General features: G+C 70.3%; 20 protein-coding genes and 1 pseudogene. All 21 read left to right on the top strand.

Annotation, left to right across the window (positions count from 1 at the left end):
- Window positions 1-3 precede the first annotated feature (3 nt).
- The 21 genes and pseudogenes from ACFW9Z_RS01500 to ACFW9Z_RS01400 all read left to right on the top strand — a co-directional run bounded on the left by ACFW9Z_RS01500 (window position 4) and on the right by ACFW9Z_RS01400 (window position 15,863).
- Window positions 4-930 (top strand): hypothetical protein, encoded by a 927-nt coding sequence (locus ACFW9Z_RS01500; protein WP_384632580.1) that lies wholly within the window; start codon window positions 4-6, stop codon window positions 928-930.
- A complete protein-coding gene (locus tag ACFW9Z_RS01495) occupies window positions 927-2,039 on the top strand; it encodes a hypothetical protein (RefSeq protein ID WP_384632577.1) in 1,113 nt (370 codons plus the stop codon). Before ACFW9Z_RS01500 ends, ACFW9Z_RS01495 begins: the two co-directional genes overlap by 4 nt.
- Window positions 2,040-2,474: a hypothetical protein gene (locus ACFW9Z_RS01490; RefSeq protein WP_384632574.1), complete on the top strand. Its 435-nt coding sequence runs from the start codon at window positions 2,040-2,042 to the stop codon at window positions 2,472-2,474.
- Between the two features lie 148 nt (window positions 2,475-2,622).
- Window positions 2,623-3,537 (top strand): annotated as a pseudogene (locus tag ACFW9Z_RS01485) (peptidoglycan-binding protein); the annotation flags it as partial.
- A gap of 325 nt (window positions 3,538-3,862) precedes the next feature.
- Entirely contained in the window at window positions 3,863-4,108 is a 246-nt protein-coding gene (locus ACFW9Z_RS01480) for a hypothetical protein (RefSeq protein ID WP_384632571.1), read from the top strand.
- An 83-nt stretch (window positions 4,109-4,191) separates the two neighbouring features.
- Window positions 4,192-4,638: a hypothetical protein gene (locus ACFW9Z_RS01475; protein WP_384632568.1), complete on the top strand. Its 447-nt coding sequence runs from the start codon at window positions 4,192-4,194 to the stop codon at window positions 4,636-4,638.
- A 151-nt stretch (window positions 4,639-4,789) separates the two neighbouring features.
- The gene (locus ACFW9Z_RS01470) at window positions 4,790-5,362 is read left to right on the top strand and encodes a hypothetical protein (protein ID WP_384632565.1); all 573 of its coding nucleotides are present in this window, start codon (window positions 4,790-4,792) and stop codon (window positions 5,360-5,362) included.
- Window positions 5,363-5,450: 88 nt separating this feature from the next.
- Window positions 5,451-5,654, top strand: a complete 204-nt coding sequence (locus ACFW9Z_RS01465) for a hypothetical protein (RefSeq protein WP_384632562.1) — start codon at window positions 5,451-5,453, stop codon at window positions 5,652-5,654.
- 110 nt (window positions 5,655-5,764) lie between these two features.
- Window positions 5,765-6,109, top strand: coding sequence for a hypothetical protein (locus ACFW9Z_RS01460; RefSeq protein WP_384632559.1), 345 nt, complete (start codon window positions 5,765-5,767; stop codon window positions 6,107-6,109).
- A 16-nt stretch (window positions 6,110-6,125) separates the two neighbouring features.
- A complete protein-coding gene (locus ACFW9Z_RS01455; RefSeq protein ID WP_384632556.1) occupies window positions 6,126-7,106 on the top strand; it encodes a recombinase RecT in 981 nt (326 codons plus the stop codon).
- A 63-nt stretch (window positions 7,107-7,169) separates the two neighbouring features.
- Window positions 7,170-8,312, top strand: a complete 1,143-nt coding sequence (locus tag ACFW9Z_RS01450; protein ID WP_384632553.1) for a PD-(D/E)XK nuclease family protein — start codon at window positions 7,170-7,172, stop codon at window positions 8,310-8,312.
- Between the two features lie 88 nt (window positions 8,313-8,400).
- Window positions 8,401-9,300: a helix-turn-helix domain-containing protein gene (locus ACFW9Z_RS01445; RefSeq protein WP_384632550.1), complete on the top strand. Its 900-nt coding sequence runs from the start codon at window positions 8,401-8,403 to the stop codon at window positions 9,298-9,300.
- Window positions 9,301-9,360: 60 nt separating this feature from the next.
- On the top strand, window positions 9,361-9,687 hold the full coding sequence (locus ACFW9Z_RS01440; RefSeq protein ID WP_384632546.1) for a hypothetical protein: 327 nt from the start codon (window positions 9,361-9,363) through the stop codon (window positions 9,685-9,687).
- An 89-nt stretch (window positions 9,688-9,776) separates the two neighbouring features.
- The gene (locus ACFW9Z_RS01435; protein ID WP_384632543.1) at window positions 9,777-10,400 is read left to right on the top strand and encodes a hypothetical protein; all 624 of its coding nucleotides are present in this window, start codon (window positions 9,777-9,779) and stop codon (window positions 10,398-10,400) included.
- 211 nt (window positions 10,401-10,611) lie between these two features.
- Window positions 10,612-12,102, top strand: coding sequence for a DNA cytosine methyltransferase (locus tag ACFW9Z_RS01430; protein ID WP_384632540.1), 1,491 nt, complete (start codon window positions 10,612-10,614; stop codon window positions 12,100-12,102).
- A gap of 33 nt (window positions 12,103-12,135) precedes the next feature.
- Entirely contained in the window at window positions 12,136-12,867 is a 732-nt protein-coding gene (locus ACFW9Z_RS01425) for a hypothetical protein (protein WP_384632537.1), read from the top strand.
- 19 nt (window positions 12,868-12,886) lie between these two features.
- Complete coding sequence (locus tag ACFW9Z_RS01420) at window positions 12,887-13,294, top strand: hypothetical protein (protein ID WP_384632534.1); 408 nt, start codon at window positions 12,887-12,889, stop codon at window positions 13,292-13,294.
- Between the two features lie 33 nt (window positions 13,295-13,327).
- Window positions 13,328-14,137, top strand: coding sequence for a hypothetical protein (locus ACFW9Z_RS01415; protein WP_384632531.1), 810 nt, complete (start codon window positions 13,328-13,330; stop codon window positions 14,135-14,137).
- A 157-nt stretch (window positions 14,138-14,294) separates the two neighbouring features.
- Window positions 14,295-14,636 carry an HU family DNA-binding protein gene (locus ACFW9Z_RS01410; RefSeq protein WP_384632528.1) on the top strand — a complete coding sequence of 114 codons (342 nt, stop codon included), beginning with the start codon at window positions 14,295-14,297 and terminating at the stop codon, window positions 14,634-14,636.
- Window positions 14,637-14,698: 62 nt separating this feature from the next.
- Window positions 14,699-15,199 (top strand): hypothetical protein, encoded by a 501-nt coding sequence (locus ACFW9Z_RS01405; RefSeq protein ID WP_384632525.1) that lies wholly within the window; start codon window positions 14,699-14,701, stop codon window positions 15,197-15,199.
- A 61-nt stretch (window positions 15,200-15,260) separates the two neighbouring features.
- Window positions 15,261-15,863 carry a hypothetical protein gene (locus ACFW9Z_RS01400; protein ID WP_384632521.1) on the top strand — a complete coding sequence of 201 codons (603 nt, stop codon included), beginning with the start codon at window positions 15,261-15,263 and terminating at the stop codon, window positions 15,861-15,863.
- The last annotated feature ends 39 nt before the right edge of the window (window positions 15,864-15,902 follow it).

Here is a 15,902-nt window from a genome sequence, read left to right as displayed (position 1 = left end):
CTCGTGACGCTGCAACCCCCCATGATGGTGCGCGGGGCCGACCACTCCGCCCGCGCGATGCGCCTGATGATCCGTGATCTGGCCCGCGGCCGGCAGGGCGTCGCGGAGAGCGAGGACCTGAAGGTCCGGCCCTTGGAGACGCCCGGACCTGGCGTCCGCGTCGGTGACGGCTCCGCGCTCATCCACGGTGCCCGCCCGTGGCAGGGGGCCTACACCCAGAGCAACATCGGTGACGCCCGCGTGGAGGTCGAGCCGACCGGCCCGTTCGCGCGCACCGACCTGATCGTCCTGCGGATCGAGGACCCCGAGTGGGAAGGGGACCGCGACCCGCGCACCCAGGAGATCGGCTACTTCCACGTCGTCCGTGGCGTGGCCGCCGACGCCTCCGCCGTACCCGAGGGGATGACCGGTCTCGCCCTGGCCCGGGTCGCCCTGCCGCGCAACACCGCGTCGATCACCGCCGAGATGGTCACCGATCTGCGGCAGGTCGCGAACCCGCGCTCCGAGCGGGTCCTGCGCGCCGTGCACCCGACGAAGACGGAAGAGGTGCCCGGCAAGCACGGCCAGTGGGCGGCCTGGCCGGAAGAAGCGGCGTGGGATCTCGACGTCCCGGTCTGGGCGACGACGGCCACCGTTGTCGTCACGCTCTCCGGGCTGCGCGCGGAGGCGGGTTCGGTGTACGCCGAGCTGCGCACCCGCCTCGGAGAGCGGGCCGCGAAGCCGACGGTCGTGGACGACGACGGGACCACCACCCGCCGCTCCTCCGCGACCCTGGCCGACACGCTCGCCGTGCCGGCTGCCTACCGGGGCACCCGCCAGCACCTGGCCGTCGAGATCAACCAGAACGACAAGTACGGGGACGGCGAGCTGACCGTGGCCAAGGGCACGACGGTCACGCTCGACGTCGCCTTCACGGAAGGGCCCGCGTGACGATGGCCGACTACCGCTACATCGTCGCGCGGGCCTCGACCGGCGACGTGCTGCACTGGAACCTCCCGCTCGGCGAAGTCGAGTACGGCCCGGAGATATCCGGGCCCGGCTCGCTGAAGGCGACCTTGCCGACCTCGTTCCGCCGCGCGCTGAGTGCCACCCTCGACGCCGGGGACACGGTGCTCCTGGTCGAGCGCGACGCCCGCCTGGACTGGGGCGGGGTCCTGTGGCGCGCCGAGCCGGAGGGCAACACCCTGCCTGTCGAAGCCTCCGGCTTCACGAGCTACCTCCACAAACGCTTCGACTTGCACGGCAACCTCGGCGGCCGCGGCCCGTACATCGAAGCGGACCCGTGCGCGGTGATCCGCGATGTGTGGGCCTACGCCCAGGACCAGGAGGACGGCGACCTCGGCGTGGTCGTGGACGACACCAAGTCGAAGGCGAAGACCGGCACCGCGAAGGACCCGTACACCACGACCAAGACCGATCCGCGCAACCTCGGCGAGATGGTGGACGAGATGGCCGAGATCGATGACGGCCTGGAGTGGTCGGAGACCGTGGCCTGGCGCGGGCGCCGCGCCGAGCGCCGCATTCTCCTCGGAGCCCCGCGTCTCGGCCGGCGGCGGGAGGACCTGACGTTCACCACCGGCGCGAACGTCGTCGGCAACCCGCACGTCATCAAGGACGCCGACTCCTACGCCCAGTGGGTCATCGGGCTCGGCGCGGGCGAGGGCAAGAAGCGCAAGGTCGTCGTGGACGGCGAGCGCAACGGGCGTCTTCGCCTGGAGCACCGGCTGGAGACCAGCGAGAAGGACGAGGCGAAGCTGAAGCAGCGGACCCGCCGGGAGCGGCTGGCCCGCCAGGTCCTGCCCTCGCTGACCGAACTGGAGATCATCGATCACCCCGCCGCCCCGATCCACGCGCTGCGCGTCGGGGACGACGTACGTATCCGCCTGTTCGAGCCGCACACCGAGTTCGACGGCTGGTGCCGGATCGTCGGGTGGACCGTACGGCCCGGCGAGGGCGAGACCGCCGAGCGCGTGACGCTGAAGCTGGAGCGCACGAACAAGCCCGAGGACGAGGCGGGCGACGAAGGATCGGAGCAGTAGATGCCGGACACGATCGCCGCCCTCGGCCGCCGCATGGCCAAGCTGGAACGCCGGGTCACCGCGCTGGAGCGCGCCCGCCGCGCCCCGTACCCGGAGTGGAGGGACCTCCCGCTCACCGGCGACACCTCCGTCCCCGACGAGGAGCAGCCGCCGCAGTTCCGCGCGAACCCGTGGGATACGACAGAGCTCTGCGGCCGGGTCGGGCTCGAAGGCGGCCGGGCCACCGACGAACAGCTCGTCGCCCTGCTGCCCGAGGGGTACTGGCCCGAGGCCCCGCGCACGGTCGATGTCGCCTCCGACGCGCGGCGCGCACTTCAGCTCGATATCGACCCGAAGGGCATGGTGCGGCTGCGCGTCCAGGGCGGCGGCAGCGTCCGCGCGACGTGGCTCAGCCTCGACAGCACGTCGATCCGTACCGACCGCGACGACGCCTGACTGAGCGGCGCACCGGCTGCGGCTCGGTGCGCTGCCGGTAGCATGACGACCTGGGTGACCCTCCGCCCGCTTCGCACTCCCGAGGGACCGGACCGCCACGGCGGCCACGGCCGACTGCCATCCGGCGCAGGGGAGATGGACGAAGCGCGTGGCTACACCGCTGAGCGCGGACAGGTTCCTGTCCGTGCTGAAGGGCGCCGGGCTCGGCGTGGTCGAGCACGGGAAGTGGCGCACCCACAACCGGAACACTCACGGCAACTGGGGCCCCGCGAACGGGGTCATGATCCACCACACGGGCCCGTACAGCTCCGAGAAGGACATGGTGGAGCTGTGCCGGACCGGATATCAGGACTTGCCCGGTCCGCTGTGCCACGGCGTGATCGACCGGTCCGGCACCATCCACCTGGTCGGGTACGGGCGTTGTAACCATGCCGGGATGGGTGACACGGACGTGTTGCTTGCGGTCATCGCGGAGAAGAAGTCCCTCCCGCGCGACAACGAAGCCGATACGGACGGGAATCGTCACTTCTACGGCTTCGAGTGCATCAACACCGGGGATCAGCCGTGGCCGTCGGCACAGCTCGACGCGATGGCGCGCGCAGCGGCGGCGGTCTGCCGCGCGCACGGCTGGAACGAGCACAGCGTGCTGGGCCACAAGGAGTGGCAGCCCGGAAAACCTGATCCCGGCGGTATCGACATGGACGACTTCCGCGCCCGTGTCGCCCGTCACCTCAAGGACGGCAGCAAGCCGAAGCCCGACCCCAAGCCCGACCCCAAGCCTGACCCGAAGCCGAAGCCGAAGCCGAAGCCGAAGCCGAAGTACGCGGCTTACCCGGGCAAGGAGTTCTTCCGCGAGGGCCGCTCCTCGCCGGTCCTCGCCGCGATGGCGAAGCGGCTGATCGCGGAGGGCTGCGACTCCTACGACTCCCCGCCGGGCCAGGTGTGGAACGAGGCCCACCGACGCTCGTACGCCGCCTACCAGATCAAGCGCGGCCACCACGGCGCCGACGCCGACGGCATCCCCGGCCCCGAAACCTGGGCGGACCTGCGTGTCCCGCACCAGGCCGGCGCTCCAGCACCGACTCCGACCACCCCGAATCAGGAGAACGACCCCATGCCGCAGGCACTCGCCGACGTCGCGGAGCGCACCCTCGCCACCTACCTCCAGTCCCTCCTGGGCCTGATGGCCGCCTCCAGCACGACGGACATGGTGTCCCTGTCGGCGTGGCAGGCCGCGGCGGTCTCCTCGATACCCGCCGCGCTCAGCGCGCTGAAGTCCACGGTCGGCACCGTCCTGGGCAGGCCCGGCACGGCGTCGTGGCTGACGCTCAACCGCGACCCCGCCACGCCGAAGCACTGACGCCCCGGTGAGCAGAGAGGAGGACGTCGTGCCCGAGGGGCAGGTGGCTCTTGCCCTGGCCGAGCTCCGCTCGGCGCTGGAGGTCGGCTTCGCGCGGATGGACGGCCAGCTCGCGCTGCTTGTGCAGCGCAGTGACCAGACCGACAAGGCGCTGGAGGAGCTTGAGGAGCGGGTGGCGGCGCTGGAGAAGACGCGGTGGCCGCTGCCGACGGTCGCCGTTCTGGTGAGCATCACGGCGGTGGTGCTGACCGTCGTCAGTCTGGTCCGTACGTGATCCGACGGATCGGTTGTCAAGGGCCCGTGTCCGACACGGTTCATATGGTGAGGGCGAACTGTTTCTGCGGCCTGGGGGTCTTGATGGATACGACGTACCTGCATGTCTCCGACCTGGAGGTGGACACCGCGTTGGCGGACCCGGCGGTTCCGCTCGCCGTCCGCGCGGTGTGGCAGCTTCTGTGGGAGTCGGAGGTCCGACCCGAGGAGGTCGTGGCGCTCGATGTGCCGGACGCCGAGCTGGACGAACAGCTGGTCGTCATCCGGGACTCGAAGGAAGGCGGCATCTTCGAGACCGGCATCACTGCGTCGGCGGCCGGCGTGCTGCGCGAGTTGATCGGTACGCGCACGGAGGGGCCGTTGTTCACCGTGGACGGGCGCCGTCTGACCAGGGCCGAGGCGGCGGAGGCATTTCGTGCGGCGACCGACGGGCGCACCCTCCATGCTCTGCGGTTCACGCGACAGCTCAAGGAGCGCGACCGCGCCCGGCGCAACGCCACTGCCAGGGAGGCGGAGGAGAAGTCCGCGTAGAGCGCGGCAACGCACACGGCCCCCGCCGAAGCGGGGGCCGTTTGGTCCTCTTGGAAAGACCGCCGCCACCATAGCAGCGACCGCCGCGCACGCCGGCATCTGCGTGCGGCTACGCTGCCCCTGCATCCAGTACGGCACAGCGGAGGACGGAATGAGTCGGCGCAAGCCGTATCTGGTCGGGCACCAGGAGTTCGCCCGGTTGTACCGCGTCGATCCGAAGCAGGTCGCGCAGTGGCTCTCCCCGAGCCGTGGCAGCGTGCTGGACCCGTCGACCGCCGTCGTCGTGAGCGGCGTGCGGTACTGGCCGTTGGGTTTCGCGGCCGGGTGGGGCGCAACGACGGCCCGGTTCCGGCAGGTCGACCTCGACGCGAAGGCGCAGATCATCGCGGAGCAGGGCGAGGGCTGGGAACCACGTCACGCCGACGAGCTGCCGCCGATCGTCGGCCAGCACGAGATTATCCAGGTCTTTGGCCTGCCCGCGCAGGGGACCTTGGCCACGACGATCGCGAGCGGGCGCTTCCCGGAGCATGACTGGCTGCTGTCGGGCTCGATGCTGTGGCTGCTGGAGACCGTTCTCGATGCCGCCGAGATGTTGCGCGAGACCGCGCGGAGCCTGCCGTGGGAGGTGGACGAGACGGTCGTCGCCGCCGTGCGCAACGGCACCTACGACGGTCCGGGCAGCCGCGTCCTCACCCGTGGCCGCCACGCCTCAAAGGGCCTCTGACCTGCGCAAACACTGTACTTTGCCCTGAATTGCCAATAAGATATATGTAATCCCCTTCACGGGGCGGCAGTTCACGAAGGAGGCAGTAGTGCAGTTCATCGTCACGCCGAGCGGCGACGAGGTCGCGATCGCGAGGGCGGAGGAGGTGGTGATCCTGGAGGGCGCGCTCTCCCTGTACGTCATGAAGAACCCCAACTCCAACATCGCGGTCCGCGTCCTGCGGGAGGTCTCGTCGGCCAACGAGTCCCGGATGGAGCGCATGGAGGCCGAGGTGGAGCGTACGACTGCGTGAGCGGAGTCGGGGGCGCGAAGTCGTGCCGATTGCCGGTGGGGTTGATCATCTGAACGCCAACCCGCAAGATAGGTGACATTCTTGAAGTCGGTCACCATCAGGGGGTTGGCGTGGCATCCGTCCAGGACGAGCTACCGGGTCTGGTCATCCATACCGTGCGGCAGCCGGACGGCATGGCCCCGTCGATACAGGCCCAGTTCGAGACGTTCCACCAGCTCAATCCATGGGTTCTCCGGGCCCTGGAGACCCTGACCGCCGACTACCTCAAGCGCGGCGCCCGCCGCGTCGGCATCGGGATGCTCTTCGAGGTCCTGCGCTGGCGGTACGTCACAGCGACCGAGGGCGACGAGTTCCGCCTCAACAACAACTTCCGCAGCCGGTATGTCCGGCTGCTCATCGAGCGCCACCCCGAGTGGGCGCGCGCATTCGAAGTCCGCAGCCTGCGGACCGACTGAACCTCTTGGAGAGAACGTGACCGACGAACCATCCGCCGAACCCGCCACCGTGGAGGGCGCGGTGGTCGACAAGACCCAGACCGCCAGCCCGGTTGTCCGGCCGAGCGCCGTCGTGCTGCGTGCCGATCAAACGGAGTTCGACGCTCGTCAGATAGGCGCCCTGGCGATGATCAGCCCCGGACTGGCGCAGGCACCGCGAGCCCAACTGGCCATCTTCTTCCATTACTGCGTGAGGACGGGTCTCGACCCGTTCGCGCGCCAGATTTACATGATCGGCCGCAACAACTGGAAGGCCGCCGACGACCCAGACGAGCCTGAGAAGATCTGGACCATCCAGACCGGCATCGACGGCTTCCGCACCGTCGCGCACCGTGCGGCGGCGCAGGCCGGAGAGCCCGTCTCGTACGAGGACACCGTCTACTACGACTTCGAGGGCAACGCCCACGACGTCTGGCTGGCCAAGGCGTATCCAGCCGCGGTCAAGGTCACCGTCCTGCGTGGTAACTCCCGCTTCCCGTTCATCGCCCGGTGGGACGAGTTCGCTCCGACGTACTACGACCGCAAAGAGGGTGGGTACGTCGTGGCGAAGATGTGGAGGCAGATGCCCGCCCACATGGTCCGCAAGTGCGCCGAGGCCGGCTCCCTGCGCATGGCCGCACCGCAGGACCTCTCCGGCCTTTTCGTGGATGAGGAGATGATGCGGGCCGACGCCGAAGCCGTCGTGCGCGAGGCGGAGGACGCGACCCGACGCCTGCGCGCGGCCGCCGGGCTCGAAGCGAGCGACAGCTCCGGCGACGGCGGGAAGAACGAACCCGCCGACACCCCCGCAGCCGAGAACCAGGACGCGGCGAAGCCAGCGAAGCCGAAGCGGAAGCGCCCCGCGAAGAAGGCGGATTCGGCCGTAGAGCAGGACGGCTCCGCAGTCGACTCCGGCGAGGCTCAGGCCCCGGCGAGGCGCAAGTCGCGTAAGGCCGCTGCGTCCCGCACCGCTTCCTGACCCTGCCGACATTGGGTGCCGTCCGTTGCCGACGGGCGGCACCGCATCCTCTTGGAGACCATCGTGACCACCCTGGCCATCGCGCCGAAGCGGCCCGTCAGCCTCTGGCCCGCCGCTCACGCGGCGGACGCACGCCGTCCCCGCTCCCAGCAGACCAAGCTCGGCGCCAGCGACACGGTGTGCGCCCGCCGCGCCGGATACCTCCTGCACGGCCGCACCCCGACCGACACAGGCGAGAAGCGCAAGGCGATCCTCGGAACCTGGTTGCATGCCGGGATACTTGAGGCCGCTCGTGAGGAGTACGGCTGGATCGTCGAGCGCCGTGTTGAGGATCAGACCCTCCGAGGGCACATCGACGTTGTCCAGCTCGACAGTGCCACCGCCGCCCGGCTCCCGAAGCGGCTGCGCCCCACGCTCCCGGCCGAGGAGACGACCGTCGAGGACGTGAAGAGCAAGGGCACGTACCAGTGGGACAGCGTTCTGCGCTACGGAGCGAGCGAGGCCGAGCTGCGGCAGGCGTACCTCTATTCCGACCTGCTCGCCCACGAGGGCTTCGCCAGCGTCCGGGGGCAGCGCCAGCTCGCTCGTCTCGGGCCGATCCCCGTTGCCCGTATCCGCTTCCGGTTCATCAACCGCGACTCGGGCGACGATCACGTTCAGGAGATCGCCTACGAGGCCGCCCGCGCCCGCCGTGCCCGTTGGTGGGTCCAGCAGGTGCGGTCCGCCGCCTCGCCGGAGGAGCTGCCCCGCACCTTCCAGGGGCCGGGCATCTCCGCGATCTGCGATCACTGCCCGTTCCGCACCGCGTGCTGGGGGCCGCTTATTGCCGGGCGCTCACCGCAGAGTCAGCTTGTCCACGACGACGAGGACCGCGCCAAGGCGCTGGCCGAGTACGTCGAGGCGGGCGAGCAGATGAAGCCGCTCAAGGAGCAGCAGAAGTTCGCCCGCGCCAAGCTCGACGGCTCTGAGCCGGGCACGTACGGCGACAACGTCCTGAAGTGGAGCGGCGGCAACCCGACCAAGGTCGATGACGTCGAGGCGATGGTCGCGATGTACCGCCGTGCGGGGCTGGAGGTCCCGATGGCGCCGGACGTGACAGCCATGAAGGCGACGCTCAAGGAGGTCGGCATCCCGGTGCCGACGCGCCTCGACCACGACCGGCGGACCGCGGTGAGCATCAACGTCACCGCCAGCAAGAAGTCCTGATCGCGCCCACCGCCGGGGCGGGGGCCTACGCGTACTCCGCCTCCGCCCCGGCGTGGTGGAAGCCGTACGGAACGACAGAGAGGTGCCGGTGAGCATCCACATGATGGTGGCGGCTGGCTATCTGCCGAAGGAGGTGATCAACAAGACGCAGAGGCTGGTCCTGATGAAGATTGCCGACTCAGCCGACGACCAGACGCGTCTGGCCCGGCCGGGCCTGGAACGAATGATGGCCTGGGCCGGCGTGGGGGAGAAGACGGTCATCACGGTCGTCACGGAGCTCATCGGGCTCGGCCTGGTCGAGCGGGTCACGGTCGGCCGTGTCGGCCTGCGTGCCGAGTACAGGGTCTTCCCCCACGGCGTGCCGCCCATCCCGTCCACTGAGGAGCTGATCGAGCGTCGGCGTGCGCAGCAGCGTGCTCCGAAGAACCCTCGGCTGGCGAGGAACACCCCGCGCCGCAGGCCGTCGGCTGCCGCTCGTACGCAGCAGGATGTCACCGCGAGGGAAGAAGCGCGGGCAGCTGTCGAGCCAGGGTTGCCCGAGGGGAACCCTGAATCGGATCAGAGCAGGGTTGCCGCGGGGGAACCCAGTGGGTTGCCGCAGGGAAACTCGGCGGGTTCCCCCGGGGAAACCCCTTCTCTTCCACCTTCTTCCTCTGTTCTTCCTAACCCCCCTACCCCCAGGGCTGACGCCGCAGGGGAGCCGGGCGCGGCGCAGGGAGCCCAGCAGCGGGCGGACTGCCCGAAGCACGAGCAGCCGGTGGCGAACTGCCGGGGCTGTGGCACGAACCCGCGCGCCGGGCGCGACGAGGCGCGGCGCGAGGAAGTCGACCGGGCGCATCGCGGACAGCAGGAATGGCTGCGGGAGTTCTTCGCCGAGCAGGAGCGCCGTATGTCCGGGACAGACCCCGCAGCCGTGGAGGAGGCCCGTCAGCGGGTGCGTGCACTCAGCCGAATGGGGCGCGAGAAGTTCCACAACTCCCGCAACTAGCTGGGGCGTTCGCAAGTTCACCAACATTGACGCCCCAGTGTTCGCCATTAAGATATAAGCATGAGTTCGGAACTGGCCGAACTTACCGACCTCTTGGAGACCGACTTGAGCTCATCAGCACTCGCCCCCGCCCCCGACGCCTATCTCGTGGTCGCGGAAGTGATCCACGGCCCGCACCTCCCCCCGCGAGTCGGCGAGGGTCTCTACTGCTCCGCCGAGTGCGCCGAGCACGGCGTCCGCGAACTCGTCAACGCGCTCGCCAAGGAGGAGGGTGGCAGCGGCTTCGTCCTGCCTTATCAGGGCCGCATGATCGGCTGCGCCGTCGCGCGCGGCGGCCGCCTGTGGTCGGTGCAGATCCTCGCCCGCAGTGAACTGCCCACCGTCTGAATCCCGCTTCGCCTGAGATAGGTGACATTTCTCAACGGCGGGCGTGCGTCTTGCGCGCCCGCCGTGCACATCCTCTTGGAGACCAGAACATGACCACGATCATCGCGCCTCTGCCCAACAGCAGCCGCCGAGACGACCCACTGTGGCTTCGGATGTTCCACAACTACGGCCACGTCATCACGCCGCTGCGCTACGCGGGCTGGGTCACCGACATTGAGACCGCTGGCGGAGGTGAGTTCTACATCCACGCCGACCTTCGTGACGGCACGGAGGTGGCCATCGCCTCCGAGTACAGCCTGCCCGTCGACCCGGCCGAGGTGACCGGCTGGAGCGCCATCCGCCGGGACGTGGAGGGCACCGGCACGCACACCGTCCTGTACGACTCCACCCCGAACGGCCCGCAGCGCCACCACGGCAACAGCCTGTTTCCGCTTCTGGCCCGCATCGACGGCATTGACGTTCCGAGCCGCGCGCCCCAGCTGATGGTGTCGGCAACACGCACGTCCCCGTTCGGCGCGAGCCGGAACCAGACGGCCGGGATCGAGGGCCCAGCCTCCGCTATCGCCCGCTTCGCGGAGTGGTCGCGTCGGCTCACCGACCGCGAGGGCTACCGCCGCGTGTGGTTGCGGCCCGAGCGCGAGGGCTACCCGATGGCCATGTTCGAGGGCGCCGGGCACACCGCCTCCGTCCGCGTCACCCGCAGCAATGACTGACCGGCCGCGCCGCGCGCCGCGCTCCGCAGGGGGCGCGGACCGGTGATCTGGCTGCTGACCGTGTGCGCCCTCGGACTGATCGGGTTCACCGCCCTCGGCATCGAGGACAGCCGCCACCACCGCGCGTTACGCGCCACCGACCAGTCCTGACCCACGGCCGCCCGGCCCGACAACCGGGCCGGGCGGCCCCACCTCTTGGAGACCGAAGACCGTGCCCCGAACCATCCACCTGCTCTGCGGAGCGGGCGGAGACGCCACCGGCCTGTGGGAAGCCGGTTTCGACCCCATCCTCGGCATTAACCATTGGCAGCCCTCCGTCGACACGTTCGGGCTCAACCACCCGACCGCAGAGGCGCGTTGCGCCGACATCCAGAACTACCCCGTGCGCTGGCTCCCCAAGGCGATGGTGCTGTGGGCCTCGGTCATCTGCACCGAGATCAGCCCCGCCGGCGGGAGGAAGCGCCCCGACCCTGTGCAGGACGCCCTGTTCGAAGAAGAGGAGCAGTGGCGCGAACTGCCCCCTGAAGCCTTCGAGATGACCCGGGTGACCGCCTGGTGCGTGCTGCGTGCCGCCGAGGCGAAACGGTTCCCCGCCGTCGTCGTGGAGAACGTCGTCGAATTCGTCACTGACTGGCTGCTGTTCCCCGTGTGGATCGACGGCATGAAGAAGCTCGGCTACCGCGTCCAGATCGTGTCCGTCTCCTCCGCGCACATCGGCTCGGAGACCAACCCGCACGCCCCGCAGTGGCGCGACCGCGTGTACCTGGTCTTCACCCTCACCGGGATTCGCCGCCCCGACCTCGCGCCCCGCCCGCTGGCGCACTGCTTCGAGTGCGGGCGGGACGTCAAGGCGAGGCAGAGCTGGCGAGACCCGCGGGTGAAGGTGGGCAAGTACGGTGCCCAGTACGACTACCGGTGCCCAAGCACCCGCTGTGGCCGCGCGCTGGTGGAACCGTACGTTCGGCCCGCCTCTGACGTGATCATGTGGGACAACATCGGCCAGCGGATTGGGGACCGGGACAAGCCGCTGGTGCCCAACACCATGAAGAGGATCGCGGCAGGGCTGGAGAAGTTCCCGTACGAGCCGTCCGTCGTCACCCTCACGCACGGCAAGGACGGCACCGCCCGCGCCTTCGCCCCGCACACTCGGCCGTTGCCGACCCGTACGGCCAAGCTCGGTGAAGCCCTGCTGGTGCCGGTCGGCGGCTCGTGGAACGACACGGCCTCTCCCATCGAGGAGCCGATGCGCACGCGGACCACCCGCGAGAGCGAAGCCCTCGTCACGGTGGACCCGTTCATCGTGGAGTTCCGCAACAACTGCGACGCGGCGCCCATCGACGCACCGCTGAGCACCATCGCCACGGCCCGTCATCACGGCCTGGTCGTGCCCGACGGTGACGTGCGCACCCGGGCCCGGAACACGCTGGTGATCCCGTACCGCAAGGCCGCGCCGAAGAACGCGGGCGAGCCACTGCACACCCTGGCCACCCGCGACTCGGCGGCCGTCGTGCGCAGCGCGCCCGCCATCGAGGACTGCTACTTCCGGATGCTCCAGCCGCGCGAGCAGCTTTCGGCCCAGCGGTTCCCCGATTGGTACGAGGTCGTCGGCAACAAGGCCGCCCAGACGCGGCAGGCCGGCAACGCCGTGAGCGTCAACGTCGCGCGCTGGATCGGTGAACGCCTCAAGCCTGTCCTCGCCTGAACCAACCCCAAGAAGAGAAGGGACACCTCTGCCATGACACCGGCAGTACACGACCAGCTGACCATCCTCAGTGAACAGCGCGAGGAACTGGAGGCCGAGCGTCTGCGCATCGAGAAGGCGTACTGCCTCGCGGTGCTCGACCACATCACGGCGAAGATCCGTGCCGTCTGCCCGGAGGCGGTCTACGTGAGCTTCGCCTTCTACAGCAGCTCCCGCACCCTCGACCTGCACTGCGTGCTGGGCGCACAGCCCAGCCCGCTCGGGACGTGCCCCGAGCTGTGGGACAACCAGGGCGAGCCGGAGGACGACCACCCGCTCGACGACATCGCGGACCAGATCGAGTCCGACGTGCAGATCGCGCTGGCTCCGTACTCCTCCCCGGCGTGGGCGACGGTCCGCCGCAACCAGGCATCGGACGGGAACTCCTGGCTGCTGGAGCTGCCGCCCGTCGATCGGGCCGCCCACGTGGCCGAGCTGGTGCGCGCGCACCACCCCGATGCGACCGCCGTCATCGTTGACGGGCGCCGTGCCGGGGGCCGGATCATCGAGGTGGTTGAAGTCTCCGCCGAGGACGGCTCCCATAACCTCACCACTCAGCTGCGCTGGCCCAGCGAGTGCGAAGACGTCCTCACCCGCCTGGTGGGCCAGATCTTCGCGATGCCGACCCTGGCCGGGCGGCACCTTGCCGCCATCCACGACTATCGCCATCCGTACGGCACGAGCAGCGATCTCGTCCGGCTGATGACGCTGCCGCCGACCGCCTAGCGCGCGGGAGGAGGAGCAGATGAGCGGCAACGGGTGGGTCGCGGAGGCCCCCTGCGCCGGGGACGCCCGCTTCACGTCCGAGGAGACGGCTGCGGACCCGGCGGAGCCGCTGGTCCTCCAGCTCCTCGCCACCTGCCAGAGCTGCCCGTTCCGCGCGCCGTGCGTCGACCTGGTCCTGCCGAGCAGTGCCGCGTTCGACGGCGTCTGCGGCGGGCGGCTCTGGCACAACGGCCAAGTCCTCGCGACCTGCGACAACGCGCAGCCCGCCGAGCTGCGCGAGCGCGGGCGGCGCCCCATTACCCACGGCACCGAAGCCGGTGCCCGTGCCCACAACCGGCGCGGGGAGCGCGCGTGCTCCCTGTGCCGGGAAGCCGGACGTCTCGCCCAGCAGGCCCGCCGGGCCCGCAAGCGCGCCACCGGCACCTGATCACCACCCCTACAACTCCTGCGGAGAAAAAGCATGTTCACCATCAAGGCCCGCGACCTGGCGGCCGCCCTCGATAGGGTTGCCCCGCACCGCTTCCGGGCGGACGACGACACTCACGACGCCGACGATCTGATCCTCGACTGCACCCCCCGTCACCTCCACGTCGTCGGATGCGGCGACCGAACGCTCGCCGTCGCCCGTACCGCCGTGGCGGGCGACGTGTGGACGTTCCCCGTCAGCTACGACGACGCCGCCGCGCTGCGTGCCTGGCTGGAGCCCTCCGAACGTGTCACCGTCGAGCACGTCACCCGCGACGGTCACCAGCAGCTCCTCTGCACCGAGGGCATCGCGCAGATCACGGTGCCTGCCGTCTCCCATGTCGGCCGGCTGCCCTGGCGCGCGCTGCTGCGCCTCGTGCTCGACGCCCGTGACCATCCCCTGGCCAGCGCCCGCCCCGTGCAGCTCAACGCCGATGACCTCGCCCTGTGGGGGAGCGCCAGCACGGACGGCGAAGCGATCGAGTTCCGTTCCCTGGGGCCCGTCGGGACGCTGGTGACCGCCGGACCCGACTTCCTCGGCCTCCAGACCCCGCACAGCTGGGACGGCCCGACCCCGGGCGCGGGATGGGCCTCTTCGCTGCGCACCCGGCTGTTCCTGTTCGCCGGGAACCTCCTCGAGGTCGGGGCGCGGTACGCGGACATCACGGGGAAGGCGTGGGTGGTGCCCGCCCGGCCCGGCCCCGGCGAGGAGCCGACGCTCGTCTCCGCCGACCACGTGGCCGTCGCCCTGCCGATCTCCAAGGTGCTCGCGGTCGGAAAGTTCCTCATCCGGCTTCCCGACTGACCAGAGATAGATGACATTTATGAAGCACGTTACGGACTACCGTGCTGCGGTATGCGACGACGTCGACCCCGGGTTCGGGCTCAGCCCCCTGCCCGTCGCGTGGCGCGCCCGCCCCTCAACTCCTGAGGCACAGCATCCGATTCGAAAGGAACGCCCCATGAACAAAGCCCAGCTCATCGCCGCCGTGGAGGACGAACTCGGCGGCCGAGCGCAAGCCACCGCCGCCGTGGAGAGCGTGCTCGACGCCATGGTGCGCACCGTCGCCCGCGGTGAAGCCGTCTCCGTCACCGGCTTCGGGACCTTGGTTCCCAAGGCCCGCCCCGCGCGCAACGCCCGCAATCCGCGTACCGGGGACGAGGTGGAGGTGGCCCCGACCCGCGTCGTGAGGTTCCGCCCCGGCGCACGGTTCCAGGACCTCGTGGCGGGCCGCCGCGCGATGCCGGACTCCGGCAACTGCATTCAGAAGGACCCGAAGACCCCCAAGGCCGTTCGCCCGTAACCACCCGCACACCAGGGGCCGCCCGGCGTGTACCGGGCGGCCCCGCCGAAGGAGCACGACAGATGGACGACCGTTCCGTGGGCGTCGAGATCGACGCCACCGCGACGTGGCTGGAGGAGCGGGGGATACGCGGTGCGGCGAGCCTGCTGCGGCGCGTCGCCCGGCAGAGGGACGAGGCCGTGCACCAGCTCGGCCTGCCATCCGGCTCGCCCGCGTACCGGACCGACGGGGCCGGGCGCACCGGCTCGCGCGACCTGGACGCCGCCGTCGAAGCGGCGATGCTGCGCACCGATGTCGCCCGGTTCCAGGCTCTTGTCGAGCGGGCTGGCTGGTTGCCTGACCAGGATGCGAAGCGCCTGTGGCGGTGGCGTGACGGCTGGTGGGAGTTGAGCCACCGGCGCCGGAATCCGAAGGACGGTTACCACGACACCGGCTGGTACCTGTGGGGCCCGGCCGGCAGCTACGACGGCGAATGGGCCGACCGCCACAAGGGCCCCGCCATGGACGAGGCCGAGCGGCTGATTACCAAGCACCGGGCGTCGACCCGCGGGGACGGCCGGTGAACGGCCGCGCGATCCGGCGAGCCGGAGGTGCCGTGTGACCGCCGAGCCGCAGAGTGCCCCGGTGACCCTGCCGAGCGTGCAGGAGAAGGGGGAGTGGCAGCCGCGCGTCGTCGGCCTCGACCTGTCGCTGACCTCGACCGGCGTCGCCGGTGCCAACTGGGCGTACGCCTACCGGCCCGGACGCCGCCGCAGTCACGAGCGCCTGCACTGGCTGCTCGCCGCCGTCGCGCTCGGCGTGAAGGGCAGCGCGGACCTGGTGGTGGTCGAGGGCGCCGCGTACGCCCAGGGCGGGCAGGCCGGGCATCACGAGTTGGCCGGGCTGTGGTGGCTGGTCACCCAGTACCTGTGGAGCAACGGCATCCCGTACGCCGTCGTGACGCCGCACGGCCGCACGATCTACGCGACCGGCCGGGCGAATCCGGCGCAGGAGTGGCCCAAGAAGGACCGGTCCCGCGTCGCGAAGGGGATGGTGCGCGCGGTGGCGGTCGAACGGTACGGCGTCGCGTGCGAAGGGCCGGGCCGCTACGACCAGGCCGACGCCACGATCCTCGCGGCGATGGGCCTGGACTGGCTCGGCTACCCGACCGTGCCGGTGCCCGACACGCACCGCCGGGCGCTGGAAGCCGTGCGGTGGCCGGACCTCATTCCGCCGGCCGCGAATTAAAGGGAATTGAATTGCGGAAAATCAATTCGCATTCCGTCG

Origin of the sequence: Streptomyces sp. NPDC059452 (genome assembly GCF_042750035.1) — a bacterium.
Taxonomy (GTDB): Bacteria; Actinomycetota; Actinomycetes; order Streptomycetales; family Streptomycetaceae; genus Streptomyces.
This window is presented reverse-complemented; position numbering and strand designations above follow the sequence as displayed.

Coding starts and splice junctions, on each gene's coding strand:
- ACFW9Z_RS01490 (WP_384632574.1), top strand. CDS start 2,040: ATGCCGGACACGATCGCCGCCCTCGGCCGCCGCATGGCCAAGCTGGAA.
- ACFW9Z_RS01475 (WP_384632568.1), top strand. CDS start 4,192: ATGGATACGACGTACCTGCATGTCTCCGACCTGGAGGTGGACACCGCG.
- ACFW9Z_RS01470 (WP_384632565.1), top strand. CDS start 4,790: ATGAGTCGGCGCAAGCCGTATCTGGTCGGGCACCAGGAGTTCGCCCGG.
- ACFW9Z_RS01440 (WP_384632546.1), top strand. CDS start 9,361: ATGAGTTCGGAACTGGCCGAACTTACCGACCTCTTGGAGACCGACTTG.
- ACFW9Z_RS01435 (WP_384632543.1), top strand. CDS start 9,777: ATGACCACGATCATCGCGCCTCTGCCCAACAGCAGCCGCCGAGACGAC.
- ACFW9Z_RS01425 (WP_384632537.1), top strand. CDS start 12,136: ATGACACCGGCAGTACACGACCAGCTGACCATCCTCAGTGAACAGCGC.
- ACFW9Z_RS01420 (WP_384632534.1), top strand. CDS start 12,887: ATGAGCGGCAACGGGTGGGTCGCGGAGGCCCCCTGCGCCGGGGACGCC.
- ACFW9Z_RS01415 (WP_384632531.1), top strand. CDS start 13,328: ATGTTCACCATCAAGGCCCGCGACCTGGCGGCCGCCCTCGATAGGGTT.
- ACFW9Z_RS01410 (WP_384632528.1), top strand. CDS start 14,295: ATGAACAAAGCCCAGCTCATCGCCGCCGTGGAGGACGAACTCGGCGGC.
- ACFW9Z_RS01405 (WP_384632525.1), top strand. CDS start 14,699: ATGGACGACCGTTCCGTGGGCGTCGAGATCGACGCCACCGCGACGTGG.